General features: G+C 43.4%; 19 protein-coding genes. 6 read left to right on the top strand and 13 right to left on the bottom strand.

Translation table 11 applies throughout. The annotated features are described in order from the left end of the window. Window positions 1–195: 195 nt before the first annotated feature. Complete coding sequence (locus tag BLS65_RS05840) at window positions 196–2,394, top strand: sodium-translocating pyrophosphatase (protein ID WP_394331450.1); 2,199 nt, start codon at window positions 196–198, stop codon at window positions 2,392–2,394. Between the two features lie 258 nt (window positions 2,395–2,652). Here BLS65_RS05840 and BLS65_RS05835 read toward each other — a convergent pair whose 3' ends face one another. From BLS65_RS05835 to BLS65_RS05820, 4 genes are all read right to left on the bottom strand, one after another. After that, window positions 2,653–3,585, bottom strand: a complete 933-nt coding sequence (locus tag BLS65_RS05835; RefSeq protein WP_170830012.1) for a magnesium transporter CorA family protein — start codon at window positions 3,583–3,585, stop codon at window positions 2,653–2,655. A 343-nt stretch (window positions 3,586–3,928) separates the two neighbouring features. Next, entirely contained in the window at window positions 3,929–6,394 is a 2,466-nt protein-coding gene (locus BLS65_RS05830; RefSeq protein WP_092436863.1) for an AMP-binding protein, read from the bottom strand. A gap of 384 nt (window positions 6,395–6,778) precedes the next feature. Continuing rightward, complete coding sequence (locus BLS65_RS05825) at window positions 6,779–7,642, bottom strand: CPBP family intramembrane glutamic endopeptidase (RefSeq protein ID WP_092436861.1); 864 nt, start codon at window positions 7,640–7,642, stop codon at window positions 6,779–6,781. A gap of 72 nt (window positions 7,643–7,714) precedes the next feature. Next, the gene (locus BLS65_RS05820) at window positions 7,715–8,314 is read right to left on the bottom strand and encodes a bifunctional nuclease family protein (RefSeq protein ID WP_092436859.1); all 600 of its coding nucleotides are present in this window, start codon (window positions 8,312–8,314) and stop codon (window positions 7,715–7,717) included. A 196-nt stretch (window positions 8,315–8,510) separates the two neighbouring features. Here BLS65_RS05820 and efp point away from each other — a divergent pair, with 196 nt between their 5' ends. Both efp and BLS65_RS05810 read left to right on the top strand, forming a co-directional pair. Then, window positions 8,511–9,077, top strand: a complete 567-nt coding sequence (gene efp, locus BLS65_RS05815) for an elongation factor P (protein WP_092436857.1) — start codon at window positions 8,511–8,513, stop codon at window positions 9,075–9,077. 194 nt (window positions 9,078–9,271) lie between these two features. Next, window positions 9,272–10,477, top strand: coding sequence for a PP2C family protein-serine/threonine phosphatase (locus tag BLS65_RS05810; protein WP_170830011.1), 1,206 nt, complete (start codon window positions 9,272–9,274; stop codon window positions 10,475–10,477). On the opposite strand, the gene BLS65_RS05805 is transcribed toward BLS65_RS05810, so the two are convergent. From BLS65_RS05805 to BLS65_RS17930, 9 genes are all read right to left on the bottom strand, one after another. Continuing rightward, entirely contained in the window at window positions 10,451–11,923 is a 1,473-nt protein-coding gene (locus tag BLS65_RS05805; protein ID WP_092436854.1) for an O-antigen ligase family protein, read from the bottom strand. The two genes, BLS65_RS05810 and BLS65_RS05805, sit on opposite strands and share 27 nt — an antisense overlap. Next, a complete protein-coding gene (locus BLS65_RS05800) occupies window positions 11,889–12,911 on the bottom strand; it encodes a Wzz/FepE/Etk N-terminal domain-containing protein (RefSeq protein WP_092436852.1) in 1,023 nt (340 codons plus the stop codon). The genes BLS65_RS05805 and BLS65_RS05800 overlap by 35 nt, the downstream gene beginning before the upstream one ends. 4 nt (window positions 12,912–12,915) lie before the next feature. Continuing rightward, window positions 12,916–14,214 (bottom strand): tyrosine--tRNA ligase, encoded by a 1,299-nt coding sequence (gene tyrS, locus BLS65_RS05795; RefSeq protein WP_092436850.1) that lies wholly within the window; start codon window positions 14,212–14,214, stop codon window positions 12,916–12,918. Window positions 14,215–14,509: 295 nt separating this feature from the next. Further along, entirely contained in the window at window positions 14,510–15,055 is a 546-nt protein-coding gene (locus tag BLS65_RS05790; RefSeq protein ID WP_092436848.1) for a CvpA family protein, read from the bottom strand. A 62-nt stretch (window positions 15,056–15,117) separates the two neighbouring features. Continuing rightward, window positions 15,118–15,615, bottom strand: a complete 498-nt coding sequence (locus BLS65_RS05785; RefSeq protein ID WP_092436846.1) for a GNAT family N-acetyltransferase — start codon at window positions 15,613–15,615, stop codon at window positions 15,118–15,120. A gap of 36 nt (window positions 15,616–15,651) precedes the next feature. Further along, window positions 15,652–16,620, bottom strand: coding sequence for a D-alanine--D-alanine ligase family protein (locus BLS65_RS05780; RefSeq protein ID WP_092436842.1), 969 nt, complete (start codon window positions 16,618–16,620; stop codon window positions 15,652–15,654). Beyond that, window positions 16,599–17,609 carry a D-alanine--D-alanine ligase family protein gene (locus tag BLS65_RS05775; protein WP_092436840.1) on the bottom strand — a complete coding sequence of 337 codons (1,011 nt, stop codon included), beginning with the start codon at window positions 17,607–17,609 and terminating at the stop codon, window positions 16,599–16,601. Before BLS65_RS05775 ends, BLS65_RS05780 begins: the two co-directional genes overlap by 22 nt. A gap of 92 nt (window positions 17,610–17,701) precedes the next feature. Then, the gene (locus BLS65_RS05770) at window positions 17,702–19,471 is read right to left on the bottom strand and encodes a histone deacetylase family protein (protein WP_092436837.1); all 1,770 of its coding nucleotides are present in this window, start codon (window positions 19,469–19,471) and stop codon (window positions 17,702–17,704) included. Then, window positions 19,459–19,740 (bottom strand): hypothetical protein, encoded by a 282-nt coding sequence (locus tag BLS65_RS17930; RefSeq protein WP_125869782.1) that lies wholly within the window; start codon window positions 19,738–19,740, stop codon window positions 19,459–19,461. Before BLS65_RS17930 ends, BLS65_RS05770 begins: the two co-directional genes overlap by 13 nt. Before the next feature lie 786 nt (window positions 19,741–20,526). On the opposite strand from BLS65_RS17930, the gene rplU reads away from it, so the two are divergent. The 3 genes from rplU (at window position 20,527) to serS (ending at window position 22,476) form a co-directional block, all read left to right on the top strand. After that, a complete protein-coding gene (rplU, locus tag BLS65_RS05760; protein ID WP_092436832.1) occupies window positions 20,527–20,838 on the top strand; it encodes a 50S ribosomal protein L21 in 312 nt (103 codons plus the stop codon). A 19-nt stretch (window positions 20,839–20,857) separates the two neighbouring features. Then, a complete protein-coding gene (rpmA, locus tag BLS65_RS05755) occupies window positions 20,858–21,118 on the top strand; it encodes a 50S ribosomal protein L27 (RefSeq protein ID WP_092436830.1) in 261 nt (86 codons plus the stop codon). Window positions 21,119–21,207: 89 nt separating this feature from the next. Next, complete coding sequence (gene serS / locus BLS65_RS05750; RefSeq protein WP_092436828.1) at window positions 21,208–22,476, top strand: serine--tRNA ligase; 1,269 nt, start codon at window positions 21,208–21,210, stop codon at window positions 22,474–22,476. Window positions 22,477–22,535 lie beyond the last annotated feature (59 nt).

The raw sequence follows: 22,535 nt of genomic DNA, 5'->3' as shown, positions 1-22,535 counted from the left end.
ATTGTTTCTATTCCCTTCAATTTAAATTGGAGGTGACGAAAAAGTAGGCAGTATTGGATGCAACAAGGGTTAATCCAATAATAAAAACGTCTTCTTTCTTATTATTTTGCTTAAGTTCTTGCCCTGCATCGATACAATTTATAATTTAGGGTTTTCTAACCTGAAAACTTTTTAACCTAAATCTGGAGGAAATCTATGATTGCAAATCCTATCTTTTGGATTATTCCCATTGCTTCTATTATCGGATTGATCTTCGCGTGGAAGTTCTTTGTCGAGATGATGAAAGCTGATGAAGGAACGGACCTTATGAAAAAAATTGCATCCTATGTAAGGCGCGGTGCAATGTCCTATCTCTGGCAACAATACAAGGTTGTTTCCATTGTGTTTGTAATTTTGGCGCTATTCTTCGCCTTCTTAGCGTACGGTCTTCACGTACAGAATGGCTGGGTTCCCTTTGCTTTCCTTACGGGTGGTTTCTTCTCCGGATTAGCGGGTTTCTTTGGTATGAAAACCGCAACCTATGCATCGGCTCGTACTGCAAATGCTGCTCGTACTTCGCTTAATGCTGGGCTCAAGATAGCTTTCCGTAGTGGAGCCGTTATGGGTCTGGTTGTAGTGGGGCTTGGTCTGCTCGATATTTCTATTTGGTATTTGGTTCTAAACTATTTTGTGGACGAACCAGTTGCAACGCATAAGTTGGTTGTTATCACTACCACCATGTTAACCTTTGGTATGGGTGCTTCTACTCAAGCACTCTTTGCCCGTGTGGGTGGGGGTATTTTCACGAAGGCCGCCGATGTGGGTGCCGACTTAGTGGGTAAAGTGGAAGCGGGAATTCCCGAAGATGATCCACGCAACCCAGCTACCATTGCCGATAATGTTGGCGACAACGTGGGAGACGTGGCTGGTATGGGTGCCGACCTTTACGAGAGTTACTGTGGTTCCATTCTTGCTACTGCTGCTCTTGGTGCTTCGGCTTACCTTAGCGCTGGCTACGATTTGCAGTTTAAGGCAGTTATTGCGCCCATGCTTATTGCTGCGGTGGGTATTCTGCTTTCCATCATTGGTATTTTCCTCGTGAAAACCAAGGAGGGTGCTACCATGAAGCAGCTGCTTGCAGCCCTTGGGTTTGGTGTAAATGTAAGTTCGGTGCTGATTGCCGGTGCTACCTTTTTTATCCTTTGGTGGCTTGGACTCGACCGTTGGCAGTGGATCTCCATGTCGGTGGTAGTTGGCCTCTTGGTAGGTATTGTTATAGGAAAATCGACAGAATACTATACCTCTCAATCGTATAAACCTACACAGGATGTTGCTGGTAGTTCCGCTACAGGCCCAGCAACCGTTATCATCTCAGGTTTGGGTTTGGGTATGCTTTCCACTGCCATCCCTGTGCTATCTGTAGGTGTTGGTATTATTCTAGCCTTCCTATTTGCATCTGGTTTCGACTTCGCAAACTTATCCATGGGTCTTTATGGTATTGGAATTGCAGCGGTGGGAATGCTTTCCACGCTAGGTATTACCCTAGCCACCGATGCTTACGGTCCTATTGCCGATAATGCTGGCGGTAACGCCGAAATGGCCGGTCTTGAGCCGGAAGTTCGCAAACGTACCGATGCCCTCGACTCGTTGGGCAACACCACTGCCGCTACTGGTAAGGGTTTTGCCATTGGCTCTGCAGCCCTTACTGCACTGGCTTTACTTGCTGCCTATATCGAAGAGGTTAAGATTGGTCTTGTCCGTATTGGTCAGCACGTGCTCACCTTTACCGATGGCACAACAGTAGAAGTGGCAAAGGCAGACATTGCTGACTTTATGAACTACTACCAGATTAACCTTATCAATCCAAAGGTGCTGGTAGGTATGTTCCTTGGTTCAATGATGGCTTTTGTGTTCTGCGGTCTTACCATGAATGCTGTGGGTCGTGCTGCTCAAAAGATGGTTGAAGAAGTTCGTCGACAGTTCCGCGAGATTAAGGGAATTATGACTGGCGAAACCGAACCCGATTATGAGCGTTGCGTTGCTATTTCCACCCTTGGTGCTCAGCGTGCCATGATTCTCCCTTCGATGCTGGCAATTATTGTCCCCATTTTAACTGGCGTTGTTTTTGGCGTTTCGGGCGTTATGGGATTGCTCGTAGGAGGTTTAACTGCCGGATTTGTATTGGCTGTTTTTATGGCGAATGCCGGTGGTGCTTGGGATAATGCTAAGAAGTATATCGAGGAAGGCAATCTTGGCGGTAAAGGTTCCGATGCTCACAAGGCTGCTGTAGTGGGTGATACCGTAGGCGATCCATTCAAGGATACTTCCGGACCAAGCTTAAACATCCTCATTAAGCTAATGAGCATGGTTTCCATTGTAATGGCTGGGCTTACCGTTACCTATAGTTTGCTGTAGTAATTGTCCAATAGAATAAAGCGGCCGTCTCAACTTGTTGGGACGGCCGCTTCTTTATAGGTGATGCAGGATGATTTGTCTATTTGTAACCAATTACCCTCGGGGTGATGTTTTTAGTGTATATCTCAGTTGCAAGATGACTGGGCGAGGTCAGACGCTTTTTAACTGATGGGTGATAAAATAAAACCGCCCACAAATAGTTGCGGGCGGTATATATTGATTCGTTTACTTCAGTTTTTTCAGCATAATATACTTACTCTAGATCCACTTTTTAGTTCTAATGAGCAATACGCCAAGCACGGCAAGTGCAACTGAAAGCCCAAGAATAATTAAGAAAGCGTAGTTGTTAGTCTCAAGCGAGTTAGGCACGTTCATACCAAAGAAACTCGAAACCACCGTTGGAATCATCAGCATAATAGTAACCACCGTAAGCTGTTTCATCACAATGTTGAGGTTGTTGGATATTACCGAGGCAAAGGCATCCATCATTCCAGAAAGAATGTTGCTGTAGATGTTTGTCATCTCAATGGCCTGGTTTATTTCAATAATAGCATCCTCAAGGTCGTCATCGGGAAGGCGTGTGTAGTGTATATGCTTGGGGCTTTTAATCTTATTGATGAGCATGAGGTTGGAGCGCAAGGAGGTGGTAAAGTAAACCAAGCACTTTTCCATGATCAGCAACTTGTGTAACTCCTTATTTTTGGTTGATTTCTCCAAATCCTTTTCAATAACATTGGTCTGGTAGTTAATCTGTTTTAGGTAGCGCAGGTAGGTATTGGTGGCGTGGTTGATAATATTGAGGAGGAATTCACTGTTGTTCTGGAACTCGCTGATACGGCGACCTCCCGAGGCAAATACTTCAGAAACTACATCGTTGTCGTGTTGCGCAATCACAATAAACGCCTGGTCGGAAATGATAATACCCAGCGGCATGGTAGCGTAGGGGATACCGTTGTCGGGGTTGTAGAATGGTACACGGTAGATGATGTAGAGCTTGTCATCTTCATGCTCCATGCGCGAACGCTCATCGATATCCATGATGTCGGTGAGGAAATCTTCGGAAATTTTAAAGGTGTTTTTGAGGATATTAATCTCCTCGGTTGTTGGGTTTACTACGTTTATTACGTTACCGCTCACAAATGATTGTAAGGGTAAAAGGCCGTTTTTGATGATTTGCCAGTATGTAATCATGCTTCCTCCAATTAAGCCCATCGGAGGATGCAGAAGGCATGATCCGAGGAACTAGTTCAACTTAAAACTTTGCGAATGATAATCGTCCATTTGTCTGGAAAATTGTTTACGGCGCAAAAGTATAAAAAATAGCGTAGGAATTCGATCAACGGTTCGTAAAAAACAGTTAAAATGTCGAATGGCATTGGTTCTTTGACGATTGACATTGTCTTTTTTCGATGCAGGTGATTCATCGTCACATAGGAATAATTCTGCTCGGAATAGCCTTAGTTTCGTTGTCGTGTAAAAAAAAACAAGGTGTATCCATGGATACACCTTGTTTTCGATGAGTTAATTACCCGAATTAATTAGGCATAGTTTCTAATATCGCAGCTTGAACTGCGTCTGCGAGCGTATCGGCGGTGTGGTCTTGTGGTAGGATGGCTGGGAGGAACGTTACGCTAATCTTTGTGCCGGCTTTAGGTAACTTCGATCCTTGTGGCATGGCTTTGAATGCACCATCGATGGCAACCGGAATAACTGGAACATTGAGTTCGGTACTCAGGATGGCAAATGTTTTCTTAAACTCGCCAATTGCGCCGTTGGTGGTTCTTGTTCCTTCAGGGAATATGATAATGTTTTTACCCTGTTTAAGCACTTCGGCTAGTTTTTGAATAGATTCCTTCAAATCCCTATCGGTGTCCATCACAATTACGTTGTTGGTGTTGGCCAGGAAGCGGAGTATGAAGTTTTTTACGTGCTTGCGCTTAGCGTAAAAGTAGGTATTGTGCATTATATTTCGCTTGAGGAGTATGGCCACAAATAATCCATCGAAGAAGCTTTGGTGGTTTGGGGCAATGATGTATGGGCCTGTTTCGGGCACGTTTTCCACGCCTTTGCTCTGCATCTTAAAGTAGATGGAGAACAATCCCTTGAAAAAACCTTTGAGAATATTCTGGGTAAACCACGTTTTTGGTAGCTTAACTTCTACCTTTTCTTTGAGTGCCTCCGACCAGTTGGCTGTACCTTCCTTAATCCATTGCTTCTTGTCGCGAATATACTCGGCCATGTGCTTTAGTGAAGGGAATTGAATGAGTTGTTTCTCTTCAATCGCGACTCCAAATGTTTGCTCGATATAGTCTATAAGGCTTATTTTTCCAAGGGAATCAAGGGCAATATCGAACTCAATATGTTGATTAGGGGCAATGTCAATGTCTACTTGGCTTTCGAGAAACGATTTCACGGCAAGATATTCGGGCATATCCAGTTGGTCTACTTTTTTTGCTCCTGGCTTTGGTTTTTCAACCAATTCAGCTAGTTTAAATCGCTGCATCTTTCCAAGCCTAGTGCGTGGCAGATCGTCCCGAACAATGGTAAACTGCATAATACGCTTGTAGGAACTTTGCTCTTGGTTGAAGGGTGGAAATACTTCGTTACGAAAATATGCATCAACGTCTTTAATTTCTTTTTCCGAGAGTAGCTGAAAGTTGGGCACGATAAGGGCGTGTAGCTGTTCGTTCTTAATAAATACGCCAGCCTCACGAATACAGTCGGACGCTTTCTCTAACTTATATTCTAGCTCCAAGGGGTTAATGTTCTTCCCGTTGGAAAGCACAATGATCTCCTTTTTTCTTCCTGTAATAAAGAGGTATCCCTTTTTGTCGATATATCCGAGGTCGCCGGTATGGAGCCATCCATCCTTAATCACTTCGGCAGTCTCTTCCGGCCGATTGTAATAGCCCTGCATAACGTTTGGGCCTTTTGCCACAATTTCACCGTCGCGTATTTCAATTCGCATACTTGGAAGTGCTTCGCCGGGAGAACCGATGCGAAGGCGCCCAGGTCGGGTGAAGGTAATCATGGGTGCCGCCTCGGTCATGCCAAATCCTTCTAAAATTTCGAAGCCCAAATCCTTCCAAAACTGACCTACCTCTTTGTTGAGTGCAGCTCCGCCGGCCACCATAATCTCCAAGTGTCCCCCCAATCCATCATGTACCTTCTTGAATACCTTCCTTGAGAGTTTCTTGCTATGGAACCGTCGGACAATAGCAAATAGTGTTCGGGCTACTATGCTCGAATTTATTTTTGTGCTAATCCCCTTAAACATGAGTTCGTAAAGACGAGGTACCCCAATCATAATGGCCACCTGGTTTTTCTTAAAAGTCTCCATTAAATCGGCTGTTTGCATGGAGGGAGACATAACTGCGGTAGCACCAATGTGTAGTGGTACAACCATAGAGCCGACAAGTGGAAAAACGTGGTGAAGCGGGAGTAATAATAATACCTGCCTGTCGGGGTTATATATTGCTACTTCTTTGGTAACCGCTGTAATATTTGCGTCGAGGTTCTTAAACGATAGCATAACCCCTTTGGGACTGCCCGTAGTGCCCGAAGTGTAAATGATTACTGCAGTTGTCTCTCTGTCCGAAGGTCCTTCCCAATGATCTGCATCAGTAAATGCAGGTAAGTTTACTTCGTCAAAAATTTGTATTTCGGGTTGGTAAGAAAGTTTTTGTTGTATTTTGTCAAGTGAATCTTTAGTGCCGGCACTGCCAAAAATGATTTCGGGGCGACAGTCGTTTATAATGTAGGCTACATCATCTACCGATGCCATAAAATCAACAGGCACTGCAATACAGCCGTTTTCCCAAGCAGCATAAAAGGCATAGATCCATTCAGGTCGGTTTTCTGAAAAAATCGCAATTTTCTTAATTTCACGCTTGCCAATAAACTGTGAATACTGATGTATATGTCCACCTAGTTGGTGGTAAGTAATGACTGAGTCCTTTGTAATTATTGCAGCTTTGTTTGGAAAATCTTTATTTACCATAGTTTCTTTTTTTGTGTTCCTTGTTGTTTGATGCTTCTGTCGTTTTTCTCGATAGAGCTTCTGGTATTATCCCGTATGGGGGGCAAAAATAGCTTTTTTATTGCAGTTCCTTCTTTTTTGTAAGCGGTCGAGGTATGCAGTGGTGGCGCATTACAGGTGCTATTTGTCTGATGTCTTGGGTGACTGCGTTTAAACCGTCTCATTGAAAAGAACAATGAATGGCTTATGCTCCTCCTGGTTTGGGTGTCTTTTTTGACCAATATCTCAAAAATAAGGACGAGGTGATTTATCGCATCGTCCTTATGGCGTCTCTCAATGGTCAAACAGCAATATGAGATTTATAAATTCAGGGATGATAGTAGTTGAGGAATCAAGGACTTTCTTTTAGATCGGGTCTGGTTTTCCGTGTAGAGACTTTGTTTGGCTTCTTCGGGCCCATAAGTCTACTGCGATAATTGCTAAAACCACAAGAATGGTACACATAAGGGACGCCTCAAATCCAAATGCACCTCCAGTTATTAATTCGTTGCCTGAAAGTTGCTGGGAGAAAAGTGATTCGCCTGTAGTACCACTTACGTTCGATCCCCAAATTGGTCCTTGAAAGAAGTTCCAGGTGAAATGAAGGCCAATGGAGAACCATAAGTTCTTGTAGTGAATGTAATACACGCCGAGAAGCACTCCTGCCAAAAAGAGATTGATCAAGGCTGTTAGCGAAATATTGGGATTCAAACCATGAAGTAGTGCAAATATCAGTGCAGAGATAATCAAAGCCCAATACTTATTTCCCGATTCCATTAAAACGCGGAGAAGGTATCCCCTTGTCATTGCCTCCTCGTTCACTGCTACAATTACAAAAAGAATCATAGAAGCGAAAATCCACACTAGGTTAGGGTTTGTAACTGTTAGCGTAATCATTCCTGCCGCCATCAGAACCAGTATGCCTATGCTTATTAGTCCTGTGCCAAGCAGCAGTCCCGCGATGAGGTGTCTCGCTTTTCCCTTTGATGAAAACCCCAGTGTTTTAAATGGGGCTTTGTCGATATATTTCAGGAAAAGGTATATTACAACCGCGCTTCCAAGCAGCTGAAGAATTCCAGTGATTAATTGGATTATTGCTCTGTCTTGGGTGCTGACGTTATTAATGGTTTCGCCAGTTGTGCCGAGCACGAGCATTATCGGGGAGGTAATTGCTATCTGGGCAAGGAGCCACGTGAAGAAAAAGAGAAGTGCTTTTAGCCAGCCTTTCATAAGTGTAATTTATTTGATGCCTTACTTCTTCATTTTTGTTGAGTTCTCCTCGTTTTTAGTCTCCTTGTTGTATTAATATCGGCGACTAATTTCTGCTTTAACCTGCGCTGCCTTCTCGTAATCTTCGTTACGAATGGTCTCTTTTAGGAGTGCTTCTAATTCAGGGAGCGTAAGTTTGCTGTATGAATTAGTCTCGGCGTTTTTTGGATCGTGCGAAGGTGCGGGTGTCGGTGGTGCTATTTTATTTGCGTCATCCTCGTCGGGATCAAGTACTATTCCTGCCTTTTCTATAATATTATCGGTTGTGAAAATTGGGCATTTAAAGCGAAGGGCTAGGGCAATGGCATCGGATGTTCTCGCATCTATCGTAAGTTCCTTATCCCCATCGTAGCATAAGAGGTTGGCGTAGAACACGCCCTCTTCAAGCCGGTAGATGTTCACTTCTAAAATTTCAATCCCAAAGGATTTGGCAAAGTTTAGGAACAGATCGTGGGTGAGTGGTCGGGGTGGGGTAAGATCCTCCAGTTGAATTGCAATAGCCTGTGCCTCAAAACCACCAATAATGATTGGAATTCGGCGAGAACCATTTTCCTCACTAAGCACGAGGGCGTATGCTCCCGATTGGGTTTGGCTGTAAGAAATGCCAAGTACATTAAGTTTAATCCTAGTCATTCTTTTATTGAAACTCCTAATTATTGAGGTTTTTTGCTGATACAAACCTAGTTGAAAAATGCGTTAACACAATGGGTCTGACCTTTTTTTTGAAAAAGAGAAGACGCGGTTGATGAACTTGCGTGATAATTAGCTAGTTTTGCCAGAATTTAGCAAACAGCATTTTTGCATATTGAAAAATACTTAAGCATAAACTATGGCTACCACAGCAGAATTTAGAAATGGCCTTTGCCTAGAGTTTAACGGAAAGCTCTACACTATTGTTCAGTTCCAGCATGTAAAACCAGGGAAAGGTCCTGCGTTTGTACGCACCAAACTAAAGAATCTTGAAGATGGACGGGTGATTGAGAACACTTTTTCCGCCGGCGAGAAAATTAACCCAATCCGTGTTGAACGTCGCCCATACCAGTATTTATATAACGACGAGGCTGGTTACAACTTCATGCACCAAGAGACATTTGAGCAAATCTCAATTCCGAATGCATTGATTGAGAATGCCGATCTGCTCAAGGAAGGTAATATCGTAGAAGTTATGTTCCATACCGAAGATGAGCGCGCGTTAACCTGCGAATTGCCTGCTTTCGTGGAATTAATTGTTACCTATACTGAGCCAGGATTGAAAGGCGATACCGCTTCTTCCAATGTTATGAAGCCTGCTACCGTTGAAACTGGTGCAACGATTCGTGTTCCTCTCTTTATCAATATCGGAGAGAAAATTCGCATCGATACGCGTGCTCGCGAGTATTATGAGCGCGCTAAGTAATTTTTTGACTGAACGACTGTTGAATTAACCTTGCTATTGTTTTTTTTTGTAAGTTTATACAGGTAAACTGTTTGGTAAACAATTGCGGCATATCTGGAATCACCTTTGAGCATGCATTGAAACCTCAAAGGTGATTCTCTTGCCCAGTTTTACTCTTGAGGCTTATGAGTGGTGCAAATTTATCACAGCGACGTTTGAAGCTCTCAACTTTTAAGTTGAATACTCTTCTGTCGTTTAGCCAAGCTATTAATCGGGGCAGATCTACCCAAGGGTTGCTCGATCGCTTTGAGCAAATTCTTCGCGAAGATCTTGGAATTGATCGCATTCTCTTCTTTTATCAATATGAGAATGGATGGGATTGCATTTTACGCTCTGGCGTTCCCGATGGATTAGAAAAGGAGATTGATATCGAAAAGGACCTCCTCCCAATTAGGGACATCACCTTTATGAGCACCTCCGCAAATCCAACAATGGTCGATTTCGATATTATTATTCCTATCATTCAGGATGAAAAACAGTTGGCCTTTGTTTTTATTGGGGATATTGATGACGAAGTTAAGGGTGTAAGTGGCTCAATTAAACACTTAAACTTTATCCAAACGCTCTCCATTATCTTAATGGTGGCTGTGGAGAATATCCGCTTTTTCGAGGAGAGTTTGAAGCAAGAGGCCATGCGCAAGGAGTTGGAGTTGGCTTCGCGTATGCAGGCCATGCTAATACCGCTCGAGAAAAGTCTTGTAAATAATGAATCCGTGAGGATGTCGGCCTACTATCGACCTCACTTTGAGGTTGGGGGAGATTACTATGACGTGATTAAAATGGATGAAGGTCACTTTGGGTTCTGTATCGCCGACGTGTCGGGGAAAGGAATCTCAGCAGCCTTGCTCATGTCCAACTTTCAGGCAACAATACGAGCGCTTTTTACGGGGGAAATTGAACTCACGCGACTTGTTGAGAAGTTAAACGAACGTGTGTTTGATACGGCCATGGGCGAGAAGTTCATTACCATGTTCATTGCTCGTTACAACCAGCATACGAAAGTACTCGAATATATCAACGCAGGGCATAACCCACCGCTATTCTACGATAAAACCTTGGGTGAAGTCTCTTACCTTACATTTGGTTGTATTGGTCTGGGTATGCTCGATGAAATACCGGTTATTCACGCTGGATCGAAGCTGATAGATCACCCCTCTAAGTTACTTTGCTATACGGACGGGCTTGTTGAGGTGTTAAGGGATGCTGTTGTTGAGGTTGATCTTAAGGCCATTGAAGATCAGTTGATCAATGATGATTCCATCGATTCAAACCTCAAGAGTATTATTCGGGTTCAACATCTCGATATCGACAATCCTGAGTTGTTCGACGATGTTTCAATTGTCGGAGTCGAGTTCCTTTAATGCCTTTTTTTCGTTACGAAGACGAAGATCTGCTGCTACAATTACTGCCGCAAAGGCCCAGAAAGGTGCTGCAATTTCATCTGTATCCAGGAAGTTGTTTAACGTGCTGTGCATTAAATAGGTTGATATGCCAAGCAATGAGGTAAGAACCAGCATGCGCATCTCTGTTTCGGTGCTTGTGTGGTAGTATCTTATTCCAATATAAAATAGGATGATAAGAATTAGCAGATAAAAAATCAACGCTGGCAGACCCGATTCGGCCATCAATCCAAGGTATTCGCTATGAGCATTACCACCACTTCCTCGGTTTGTGCTAATAATTGTTCGGTCATTCGCCACCTGAAAATCGCCATAAACGAAAATGTAGGTTCCCGGGCCCCAACCAATGATGGGGCGTTTTTTAAATAGTTCGATGGCCGAGTGCCAGCGATTTAGCCTCTCGGCGTTTGATGCATCGGAACTTACGTTGGTGATTGATCGGAAGTGCTCGAAGAGGTTTGTACTCGATACCGCTTTAGTGTGCTCCATCGCAACGCTAATTTCCTCTTGGAATGAAAAGAATAGTGTGGCTATTATGCCCGCTGCAGCGACAATCGTCCTAAGTTTAATTCTTAAGTAAATAAGCATGAAAATCCCACCTGCAAAGAATAGACTAAGCCACGCAGCGCGAGTATAGGAAAGAATAAGTGCTCCAATAAAGAATGAGAGAACTAGGGCGTTGATAACTCGCTTAAGAACTCCCTTTTTCGAGATAAGTTGTATAATTAAGAAGGGAATTATAAATGCTATGGCTGCTGCATACGAGGTGTGATCGTTGAAGAAAGGGCAGGGAGATGAGGCTGCTGCTGATTTGGAGAGCAAACCACTCTCTGCTTGCTTCACTAGGGTAAGAATCGCAACAATAAAGAGACCTAATGTGTAGGCCCAAAAGAATTGGTAAATGTGGTTTTTTCGCTTAAATAGATATACCGAAAAGAAAAAGAAAGCAGCAAAGAACCAGCATCTTACTAAAATATATTTAATGGATACTAATGGGAATTCACTCCCGAGGGTGTCTAGCAGAAGCCATCCAATAAATGCATAAATGGCAATGGAAACCGAATGATGAGTGATCTCACGTGGAAGCCTGCGTGGAGTTAATTGAAGCAGCATTATCGCTATTAAGAATAGTGCTAGAATAGGTTCGGTGGGAAGTATGATTCCAAACCCCAACTCTGGTGCAATATCCCTAATCTCAACGGAAAGAGGGGCGAGGAATGCAAGGCCAAAGATCATTTTCTCTGGTGCAAGAAATACTAACAATATACCCAGAAGGGCTATTGGTGCAAAGAAAAAGTATTCAATACCCTTCGTTAGGAGATAGCCATTAATAAGAACAAATAGCAGGCCAGTGGTCCAGATTGTTAGCGTATTACTCTTCAACGGAGGTCTCGATCCAAACTTCATTCTTTAAATATTCCTTAGCAAATACGATAAATAGTGCGAGAATAAATGCCCCGATTCCTGCGGTTATAGTGGTTATTGCCCTTTTTGGATAAGCTTTAACTTCTGGTTTTTCTGCTCTATCTACATTGAAAATACTGGAAATAACTTGGTTTGCCTCAGCAAGTATTCCTGTTTCACTCTCTTCTATTTTGGCTATTTCGGTACCTTTATTGAACAGTTTCGCTTCTAGGCTTGCGGTATGAGCAGAGAAATTTTTCAGATTGGAGAATTCCTTCTCAATTCGATTTGTCCGTTCCTTATTGTTCGCCGCTATCTCTTGTAGTTTAATCCGATATATTTCTTTTGTTTGTCCGGCGATATCTACTAAGCCCAATTTGCGGTAGCGGGTTAAGGAATCCTCTAGTTGTTTGTATTCGCCCAGAAGTATTTTTTTTCGTGCGAGAAGGAAATTATAGGCTCCCATGGATCGCTCTCGCCTTGTTGCACGAAATGCTGAGTCTACTTCTTCTGCAATGGTGTTTGCCACTAAGGCGGCAGTTGCAGGGTCGGTGTCGTAAGCCTCAATATGCAGTGCATTAAACCTTGTTAAGTTTAGACTGACGTTGTTATCCCAGATATTATCAAAGGAGTAGTTCTTTCTTGCATTGTTTGTGGTGTCAATACCGTAGTGCTGCCACAGATTTATTCGGTTGGCAACACGTCGTCGGATACCTTGGCTGGACACAACCTCCATAAGTTGCTCTGCCTCGTCCTCACCTCCAAATTCAGAAACGCCTCGGTAGTATCCGGTAAGACCAATCATTTCTTTTCCAGAATTTGTAGGCGCAGTGGAGTATATAATTGCTGTAGCTTTAAATTTTGGCTTGATAAGAAAGGTGATGCCAAAGGTTACAACTGCAGCAATTAGCGGTATCAGTGTAATCGCGATACGGTAATGCCATGCGGTAAGTATGATAATGCTGAAGTTTAGCGGTTCTTGTTTTGTCATGACACTATTGCTGAATAATTCTCACAATTGAATAACTCTTTTTCCCTTTTTGCACCAAAAGGTATTTCCCGTTTAAGAAATCAGAAATACTAATGGTGGCTTCTGCCGATTCCAGTTTCTCCTTGTTAATACTAATGCCGCCGCCTTGGATTAACCGGCGCATTTCACCTTTCGACGCAAAAACCTTGGTTTTTTCTCCAAGCAAGTCCACCACGTTAATTGGCGTAGCGATCTCTGTTGCTTGGATCTCAAACGTTGGGACTCCCTCAAATATTGCAAGGAAGGTGTCTTCGTCAATTTTGCGAAGGGTCTCCGATGTTGATTTTCCAAATAGGATATCTGAAGCCTCTACTGCGCTATCGTAATCGGCGCGGGAGTGGACCATTACGGTTACTTCTTCGGCCAACTTTTTCTGGAGTGTCCGCAAGTGCGGCGCTTCTGTATGTTCTGTGATTAGGGCTTCTACTTCTGCTTTTGGAAGCATGGTGAATATCTTAATATACTTTACCGCATCATCATCCGAAACGTTTAGCCAGAATTGGTAGAAACGGTAGGGGGAGGTGTAGCGGGAGTCGAGCCAAATGTTGCCGGTTTCGGTTTTGCCAAACTTACCACCATCGGCCTTGGTAATGAGCGGGCAGGTAAGCGCGTATGCCTCACCGGAGGCAATACGCCGAATTAACTCGGTGCCGGTGGTGATATTTCCCCATTGATCGGAGCCACCCATTTGCAGCTTGCAGTTGAAGTTTTGGTATAAGTGAAGAAAGTCGTAACCCTGAACAAGCTGGTAGGTGAATTCGGTGAACGACATGCCAGATTTGGATTCCTCCCCAAGTCGTTTTTTGACCGAATCCTTCGACATCATGTAGTTTACCGTGATGTGCTTGCCTATATCTCGAATGAAATTGAGGAATGAGAACTCCTTCATCCAGTCGTAGTTGTTCACCATTAAGGCTGAGTTGGGCTGGTTCGATTCAAAGTCGAGAAAGCGAGAAAGCTGTTTTTTGAGAGCCTCTTGGTTGCTGCGGAGAGTGGGTTCGTCTAGGAGATTTCTCTCCTGCGATTTACCCGAAGGATCACCAATCATGCCGGTGGCACCGCCTACCAGTACTACGGGCCGGTGTCCGCTTGCCTGAAGATGTTTTAACATCATAACACCAACAAGATGACCAATGTGTAGCGAATCTGCGGTTGGGTCAATTCCAACGTAGGCCGTGGTCATCTCCTTCTTAAGCAACTCCTCGGTTCCGGGCATAACATCATGGATCATGCCCCTCCATTTTAGCTCTTCAACAAAATTCATTTTTCCAGAAATTTGCTCAAAGATAGCAAAAAGGAGTATTTAACCTTTTTATGCAGTTATAAAAGTCACAAGTCGGATAATTATACTTGCCAAAACCAACACTATAGGATAGACAATGCCTACGAAAAGCATTCGGAAGATTGTTGTTCTCTTTCGGCCGATGTAGAATTTGCGTAGAGCAATGAAGGTGCAGAGGAGTAACCCAATGAATGGTACCCGCGGAAAGGCGTGATGCGACTAACTGAAATCGGTTGGTGTTGGTTCGCTTTTCGTTGGTTGAGGTTTTTCGTTCAGGTTACACTGAAGTTCCTTCGCTCGGTGAATCATTGGAGATGTTTTTTTTAATTTGGGTGCTAATCTCTTCTATTCGCAAAAGCGGAATAATTGTCGGGGCAAATTTCTCAACTGGATTATATAGGTATGATTCTTCAATAGCCTTTTTTGGTAATATACCTGTTTTTGAATTGAATAAGGAAATGGTCCAGAGCAGCACGCTGAGGATGAGAGCCGTCTTAGTCATAGAGAAAAGTGATCCGCATAATCGGTTGAGCATGCCAAGATTTGTGGCTTCAATCATACTATCGACCAACTTGCCAATAAGTAAAACTACGACTACCAATACGCAGAGTACCATCAGGAAAGAAATCAAGGGAAGCGTCTCAGAATTGGTGTTAAAGAGGTGAGCCAACTTAACGGAAGCCCATCCGGAGAATTTTATAGCTCCAAAAATTCCCACAAATAGCGCTGCCAGTCCAAATATTTGGGAAACAAACCCCTTCATAAAGCCACGCACGGCACCAAAAACAAGAAGTGCACCTAGGATTATGTCAAGATACCCCATTAAAACTTGATTTAATTGCGCTGTGAATATAATAAATTGTGGGGTTAGGCAAAAATGTGGGGTTATTTTTCCCTGTTGATCCTTTTTACATAAACCCTTTTATGATCGCCCACATCGTAAAAGTCGGCAAAGGTAGCTTCGAGTTTGCATCCGGCCGATTCATAAAATCGGTGAGTAGGGGCATAGAGTTCTTTGTCCGAAGTTTCAATGTAAATTGCCGTTCCGCCCCACGCGTCTATATCCTTTACCACCTCATTAAGTAGGATTTTTCCATATCCTTTTCCTCTATGATTATTGTGAACAACAATCCAGTATAGGTCGTAACTTGTTTTGGTGCAAGGGATAAGCCCATAGCACGCATAGCCAACCGGTTTTCCTTCGAAATCGACAAATGCAAATTCGTATCCGCTCTCCTTCCCCTTGGCAACGGCTTCCTCAACCAATTCTCCAGCTACTGGGATCTCATGATCGTAGAAGAAACCTGTTGATTTCACGATCTCCATTACGGCATTAATGTCCGTTTGGGTTACCGTTTTTCTTACGGATATCTTATCAGCCATATCTCCTGTTTTGTCTTTTTTAGTCTGTCTTTTATATTAGATGGCATCAGCCACTATTCTACGTATCATTTCTGTTGTGTCTATTCCTAGGTGAGTGCAAGCTGCCACAAAACCGCTGTCGGGGGAGATGCAAGGATTTGCATTAACCTCGAGGATGAAGGGTTGGTTGTTTTTGTCGACTCGGAAATCGACCCTAGCGTATCCCCTTAGGTCTAGTTCTTTCCATGTTTTTTTACAAATATCAATCAACTCGGTCAGCAGAGCGATATCGCTGGAAGGGAAATCAAAAGTTCGCTGTGTATTCTTGTATTCAAAGGAATCTTCAAGCCACTTTGCAGTATATCCAACTACTTTTGGTTTGCTATCGGGGTAGTCAATAAATAGGATCTCGGCGGGCGGCATCACTATGGGGCCTTTTTCGCTGGCTAGGATTGAAATATTGAACTCTCTGCCATCGATATATTCTTCAATGTAGTGGGTTTCGTTACTGTAATCCTGTATTTTCGCTATGGCTGCAAGGTCATTGCCATCAAAAACGGAATGCTCATCGAGACCTAACGAACCCTCCTCCCATATTGGTTTTAGGATATAGCGTTTGTTGGACTCGGCTTTAAAGGCTGATGGGGCGTACCATGGGGCAGTGGGGAGTCCTGCTGCCGATAGGATCTTTTTCGCTAGCACCTTGTTGGTCGTAACGAACATCGATTCGGTATGGGAACCCGTATACGGTATGCCTAGTGTGTCAAGGTAGGCTGGTGAGAAGTATAGTAAACTCCCATGGTTGTTGATGGACTCCACGAGGTTGAAAACTACAACGGGGTTGGCCGATTTAATCGCTTTTCCGGCTCTCTTCAACTTAATGGAAAAGGGAATAGCCACAGTCGCGTAGCCTAGCCTTGTTAATGCCTCTGATACTAAGTTGACTTGGTCGAGTACATCTGCTTCGTCGGCCTTTGCGTCTTTTGAAAGTTTGTTGAAAAGGATTACCGCACTTCTTGAAGACATGGTTTTGGCATTTGTAAGTTTAATCGTTGGGTGGCCGATTTCATTATTCTTTCAATAAGTTCGAGGTAGGTTATTCCAGCCTTATAGGATAGGATTGGCAGGTCCGAATGGATTGGATTAAGCCCAGCAAGTGGATTGACCTCAATGAAATTTGGAACCCCATTTTTATCCATTCTTAAATCAACTCTGCCGCCATCCATACAGCCAAGTGCTCTCCAAGCATCTAGGGCCACCTTGTAGCATAACTTACTGACGCCCTTCTCGGGGAGAGAGTATTCTACTCTGGTTTCATAATTTTCCTTGTTAAACAGGGAGTAGATGGCATCCTCGCTTTTATCGACAATATGCACCTCCATAATTCCAATGGCGCTGGCTTGTTCCCCTGTGCCAATAATTCCAACAGTAAATTCCCTTCCGGGTAGATACTCCTCAACCAATACGGGTTGCTTGAATTGCTCTAGCAACACTTCAGTCCATTGGGCTAACTCTTTTTGTGTCTTGATCAACGATTTTCCTGAGATACCTTTCCCAGTACCTTCGGCCACTGGTTTTATAAATAGGGGATAGTTTAGGTTTACTTTTTTAAGGTCAGTCATGGTTTCCACCACCTTGAACGGAGCCGTTGGAATGCCGCAATCACGGACCACATGCTTCGTTATTCCCTTATGCAGGGTTAGGCATAACACTAAGGGGTCGGAGAAAACGTAGGGGATTTTATAGGCATCCAGAAGTGCCGGAACTTGTGCTTCGCGGCCGATACCATAAACGCCCTCGGCAATGTTGAAAACAATGTCCCAGCGATTACCTGCAGTAAGTGCTTTTGTTAATTCACCTATGTTGCCAATCCGTTCGGTGGTGAACCCTAACGTTTGAAGGGCATTTTCAATACCTTCAATGGTCTCGTCCGAGTCAAACTCGGCCACTTCCTCCTTGGTGAAGCCATTCTGGAGGTAAGTGCTTTTGCTGTCGTATGTTATTCCTGCTTTCATCTGATTCTCGTTTTTTAATATTTACTTACTCCACTTAGTATAGTTGAATTGCCTTTGTTTTGGAGCCTGTTCATGTTTTAATCGGGGTTGTTTTATTTCTTTTTTGTGGTGTTTGGTTTTCCCGAATCGGGATTGCCGTCAACCATTCCTCGGAAGAAGTTTTTCGCGTTAATTCCGATGTTTTCAGTTTTATAGCCACCTTCCTGCACTACTAGAGTGCGGAGTTTAAGTTTTCCAATCAAAGCTCCGTTCTCGTAAAAATCCTGAGCAGTAAGGGACCACGTTCCGGTAGGGTCGCCCTTTGCAACGTCAAGGCCAAGGGCTACAATTAAGTAGTCTGGGGCGAAGGCATTGATTTTTTTGAGTGCTTTTTCCAATGTTTTTCGGTAAAGGATTCCATCAATATTCTCCGATAACGGATAGTTAATATTGTATCCCAACCCATCGCCATCGCCTTTTTCATCATCGTAACCCGAAAAGTAGGGGTAAGCAAACGACGGATGGCCATGAATGGAGATGGTGAGGACTTCTTTTCTGGAATAAAAAATTTGTTGTTGTCCATTTCCGTGGTGGTAATCGATATCGAGAATGGCAACACGGCCATATTCCGATAGCATTTGGGCTGCAATGGCGCAGTTGTTGAAATAGCAAAACCCGCCAAATACCGCACTCTCGGCATGGTGGCCCGGTGGCCGGATAAGTGCATAGGCAATGGGGTGGTTTTCTAAAATCTTGTCTGCTGCCGTGAGGGTGCAATCCACTGCCCGACGAGCTGCAAAAAAAGCGTCGCGAGTTATGGGTGTAAAGGTGTCGATGCAGTAGTAGCCTGCTGCCATCATCCTGTTTTTCGGGGGCTTTTCCGCATTCCTGATAGGGAATACATAGGGGTAAAGTGACTCCTTAGGTGCTATCTCCTTGCATACTTTTTTAAGATAATTGAATAGACTTGCCTTGTGGACAAGCTTTATGTGGTCCTCTGAATAGGATTCCGGAGGAATTTCACGAAACAGTTCTGTCTTTAGTAACTCTTTGTGTATTCTTCCAATACGAACCGGCGACTCAACATATCCGCGCTCCCGTACATGGTGAATTTGATGCTTATCGTTTATTACCAGTATTATTTTTTGCCTTGGAATAATCAACTCGTTGCTTGTCGCTACACTCTCTTTTTTAATGTAACGGAAGTCTCGACGCATCACCACACCTGGTTCGATGGAGTTTATAACGGTATCTACATACTCCTTTGGGCACAGTTCCGCATATTTACGCTCCAAAATTGCCCTAACAATCATTCTTAACTGCGAACCTAGCAGGTGTTCCTCTCGGCCAATGTTGTCGTATACCAAGTGAGGCGGACACGTATCATTCGGGGATACGGGCGTTTCATATAGGGTATTGATTATGGGTCTCGCTCCGTAGTTTTCGTAGAATCGGAGCCGTTTCTTGTTTTCGGGAATAAGCGATGCTTCTGTACACAACGACGGCTCATCGGGGAGGCATTCAAAGAATAGTCCAAGCGATTTTAGTTTTTTTGCTTCCTCCCTTACTCTTTCGTAAAGGGCACCACCAACACCTCCCGAAATTACCTCCCTGCGGGTGGCAATATAGTCGAGAAAGCAAAATTCTAAATCGGAAGCGTAGTAAAGGTAGGCACAACCCTTCACCAAGCCTTTGTGGTCTTCGGCTACAAACAACTTGGTTGTGAATCGATACTTCAGTGGGTTTCGCAACTGCTCGGGGATAAGGTCGAATTCCTCTTTGTTCACCGTTGCGAAGTGCGATTGGAGTATCTCCTTTACCTGCTCTATCGCGGCTTTATCCCTTGGATAAATGTCGCTTGTTACCGTTCTTATCCGGAACATGGCTGCATGCTTTTAACCAACATTCTGCTGGTAGCATTGCGATGAGTAGGGTTAAGTTGAGGTTTTTGCCAGCGTTCGCGTTGGTGTTTGCCAATGCAACGTTGGTTTTTTGTCCTCTCGGTTGAGAGAAGTTTGCCTTCTAGAGGCAGGGCATAGCCATTGTTTATGGCTAACCGTGGATTTGCTACGTTTTTTATGGACGAGGGAGGTTCCTCTTTCTCGGTTGTCGTATCATCAACCCTAAATACTAGTGCGTCTTCTGCTTCCATAGTTGTGGAGCGTTTCCTGTTTAGCGAAGGACAAGATTGGCTCCCAGCGATTGATTTTACACACAATGTTACGGCTTTTTTGAAGCTATTATTCTCTTCTGGTCATAATTTTATTAATCGTTTATGTGGTTTTTTTACTGCTAATGATAACTCCCAAGTATACAAGTGTCTAGAATTATTTGCAAAGCAAAAAAATGTGGTAGTGATCCCAAATATTAAGAAACCGTTTGCCGTTTAGTATTTAGGCGGATTGGTAGATTCGCCCTTGACCTTGATTCTAATTTTTTTTCGCGTAATAATTCGAGTAGTCCTCTGGATTTCTGTGGCAGATTATTTTTAGTTTAAAAGAGAATAGCGTTTCTGCTAATTGTTAAAATTAATTGATTAGTTGTGCTTTATATGATTCTGAATTAAGAAAAGAAAGTTGTGCTTTCAAAGATTATTGGAAGGGTTGGGTGGCTTACATAAGGGGAAAAGGCAACAAAAATATGTTTCGAGAAGTAATTTGCTAGTAATTTTTAGTGAATGTGATTTTAGGCTAGTTGTTCTGAGTTCGCTTCTTGCTTTTTTAATGTTAAGAAGAACAGATGTGTAAGTATTCCGGTAATTGCGTTTTTTACATCATGCATTAACTTCTCTTTTTTCAGCATAAGGTTTTGTGGAAAGAAAAAAGCTAGTAAATTTGCCCCCTCAAGGGTGAAATGAAAAATAAAGCTACAAAGCTTTGTATGTCATTCAAAGTTTTATACTTTTGCACTCCAATTGTAATGAAAAAATTTATTACCGATGTACGCGATTGTTGATATAGCAGGACAGCAGTTTAAGGTTCAGAAAGATCAGAAGATTTACGTGAACCGTTTGGTGGGTGAAGAAGGAGACCAACTTAATTTCGATCAAGTGTTCATGTTGGACAATGACGGTCAAGTGGTTGTAGGTACTCCCACCGTGAAGGATGCTAAAGTATCCATCGTTATCCTTAACCACCTAAAGGGTGATAAGGTAATTATCTTCAAAAAGAAGAGAAGAAAAGGATACAAGATGAAAAGAGGCTTCCGCGCAAGCTTAACTCGTATTCAGATTCAAGAAATAGTTGCATAATTGATAAAACCTTTCGGAAATGGCACACAAAAAAGGAGCTGGTAGTTCTAGGAACGGACGTGAATCCGAAAGCAAACGTCTTGGCGTTAAGCTTTTTGGAGGACAAGTTGTTAAGGCCGGCGGAATCATCGTTCGTCAGCGTGGTACTGTTCATAATCCTGGACTAAATGTTGGTGTAGGAAAAGACCATACTCTGTATTCTCTTGTTGAAGGCGTTGTAAGCTTCCGCAAAAAAAGAGACGATAAGTCTTACGTTTCGGTTGTTCCTGCTGCCGAGTAATACAAAATATTTGATACATTTACTCCTGATATTTGCTGTCATCGGCCGCAAATATCAGGAGTTTTTTATTTGTATAAAATAAGCATATTATGCTCACCCTTAAGCAAATTCGCGAAAATACTGCCGATATTGTCGAGCGCCTTCTTGTTAAAGGTTTCGATAGTAGAGGGCTGGTGGAAGAAATTGTAACGCTCGATGATGAGCGTCGCTCAGTGCAGAAGACACTGGACGATAACCTTGGCGAACAAAACCGAATTGCCAAAGAAGTTGGACTTCTTTTTCAGCAAGGAAAAAAGTCCGAGGCTGATTCTGCAAAGGTTAAAACTGGCGAACTCAAGGAGGTATCCAAAGAGTTGGGCCTGAAGTTGGCTGAAATTGAGACTGAACTAAACTCTAAGTTGGTTCTACTGCCTAACGTGCCTCACGCCACTGTACCTAAAGGGAAAACTCCTGAGGAGAATGTGGTGGTAAGAGTTGGTGGACATATGCCAAAGTTGGCACCTTCGGCTGTTCCGCACTGGGATCTTGCAAAGAAGTATGATATTATCGATTTCGAACTGGGCAATAAGCTTACTGGTGCCGGATTTCCGGTGTTCAAAGGTGCTGGAGCCCGCTTCCAACGAGCTTTGATCAGCTACTTCCTCGACACAAACACTGCTGCAGGTTATACGGAAGTGCTTCCGCCCTTTATGGTAAATGCAGAATCGGCATATGGTACTGGTCAGCTGCCCGACAAAGAAGGACAGATGTATCACTGTAATGTGGATAACTTCTATATGGTTCCAACTGCCGAAGTTCCTGTTACCAATATTTTTAGGGATGTTATTCTCCAAGAAAAAGAACTTCCAGTCAAGTATACCGCCTATACTCCATGCTGGAGACGTGAGGCTGGTAGCTATGGTAAGGATGTTCGAGGGCTTAATCGTTTGCACCAGTTCGATAAGGTAGAGATTGTTCAAGTGTCGCATCCCGATACCTCCTATGAGGCGCTCGATGGTATGGTGCGCCATGTTGAGGCACTTATTCTATCGCTTGGATTGCCTTACCGCATTTTGCGGTTATGTGGTGGCGATATGGGTTTTACCTCTGCCTTAACCTATGATTTCGAAGTTTACTCTGCTGGTCAACAAAAATGGTTGGAGGTAAGTTCGGTGTCAAATTTTGAGTCATTCCAGGCCAATAGGCTTAAGCTACGGTTTAAGGATGATAAGAAAACGCAGTTGGCTCATACCCTAAATGGTAGCTCGTTGGCGTTGCCTCGTATTGTTGCTGCTCTTTTGGAGAACAATCAAACTGAAGAGGGTATTGTAGTCCCCGAGGTTTTAAGAAAGTATACCGGTTTCGATCTCATAAAGTAGGTGGCCGCTATTTTTCTGGAATAAGATAGTTAGGGAGTGTGTTTTTCACGCTCCCTTTT

The sequence above is a fragment of the Williamwhitmania taraxaci genome (genome assembly GCF_900096565.1).
Classification (GTDB): Bacteria; Bacteroidota; Bacteroidia; order Bacteroidales; family Williamwhitmaniaceae; genus Williamwhitmania; species Williamwhitmania taraxaci.
The sequence above is the reverse complement of the archived record's forward strand: the minus strand, read 5'-3'. Positions and strand labels throughout refer to the sequence as shown.

Excerpts from the sequence above, each read along its gene's own strand:
- rpmA (WP_092436830.1), top strand. The coding sequence starts at position 20,858 with ATGGCACACAAAAAAGGAGCTGGTAGTTCTAGGAACGGACGTGAATCC.
- BLS65_RS05780 (WP_092436842.1), bottom strand. The coding sequence starts at position 16,620 with ATGTCTTCAAGAAGTGCGGTAATCCTTTTCAACAAACTTTCAAAAGAC.
- BLS65_RS05830 (WP_092436863.1), bottom strand. The coding sequence starts at position 6,394 with ATGGTAAATAAAGATTTTCCAAACAAAGCTGCAATAATTACAAAGGAC.
- BLS65_RS05825 (WP_092436861.1), bottom strand. The coding sequence starts at position 7,642 with ATGAAAGGCTGGCTAAAAGCACTTCTCTTTTTCTTCACGTGGCTCCTT.
- tyrS (WP_092436850.1), bottom strand. The coding sequence starts at position 14,214 with ATGAATTTTGTTGAAGAGCTAAAATGGAGGGGCATGATCCATGATGTT.
- BLS65_RS05840 (WP_394331450.1), top strand. The coding sequence starts at position 196 with ATGATTGCAAATCCTATCTTTTGGATTATTCCCATTGCTTCTATTATC.
- BLS65_RS05775 (WP_092436840.1), bottom strand. The coding sequence starts at position 17,609 with ATGAAAGCAGGAATAACATACGACAGCAAAAGCACTTACCTCCAGAAT.
- rplU (WP_092436832.1), top strand. The coding sequence starts at position 20,527 with ATGTACGCGATTGTTGATATAGCAGGACAGCAGTTTAAGGTTCAGAAA.
- serS (WP_092436828.1), top strand. The coding sequence starts at position 21,208 with ATGCTCACCCTTAAGCAAATTCGCGAAAATACTGCCGATATTGTCGAG.
- BLS65_RS05820 (WP_092436859.1), bottom strand. The coding sequence starts at position 8,314 with ATGACTAGGATTAAACTTAATGTACTTGGCATTTCTTACAGCCAAACC.
- BLS65_RS05785 (WP_092436846.1), bottom strand. The coding sequence starts at position 15,615 with ATGGCTGATAAGATATCCGTAAGAAAAACGGTAACCCAAACGGACATT.
- BLS65_RS05835 (WP_170830012.1), bottom strand. The coding sequence starts at position 3,585 with ATGATTACATACTGGCAAATCATCAAAAACGGCCTTTTACCCTTACAA.
- BLS65_RS17930 (WP_125869782.1), bottom strand. The coding sequence starts at position 19,740 with ATGGAAGCAGAAGACGCACTAGTATTTAGGGTTGATGATACGACAACC.
- BLS65_RS05800 (WP_092436852.1), bottom strand. The coding sequence starts at position 12,911 with ATGACAAAACAAGAACCGCTAAACTTCAGCATTATCATACTTACCGCA.
- efp (WP_092436857.1), top strand. The coding sequence starts at position 8,511 with ATGGCTACCACAGCAGAATTTAGAAATGGCCTTTGCCTAGAGTTTAAC.
- BLS65_RS05805 (WP_092436854.1), bottom strand. The coding sequence starts at position 11,923 with ATGAAGTTTGGATCGAGACCTCCGTTGAAGAGTAATACGCTAACAATC.
- BLS65_RS05770 (WP_092436837.1), bottom strand. The coding sequence starts at position 19,471 with ATGTTCCGGATAAGAACGGTAACAAGCGACATTTATCCAAGGGATAAA.
- BLS65_RS05790 (WP_092436848.1), bottom strand. The coding sequence starts at position 15,055 with ATGGGGTATCTTGACATAATCCTAGGTGCACTTCTTGTTTTTGGTGCC.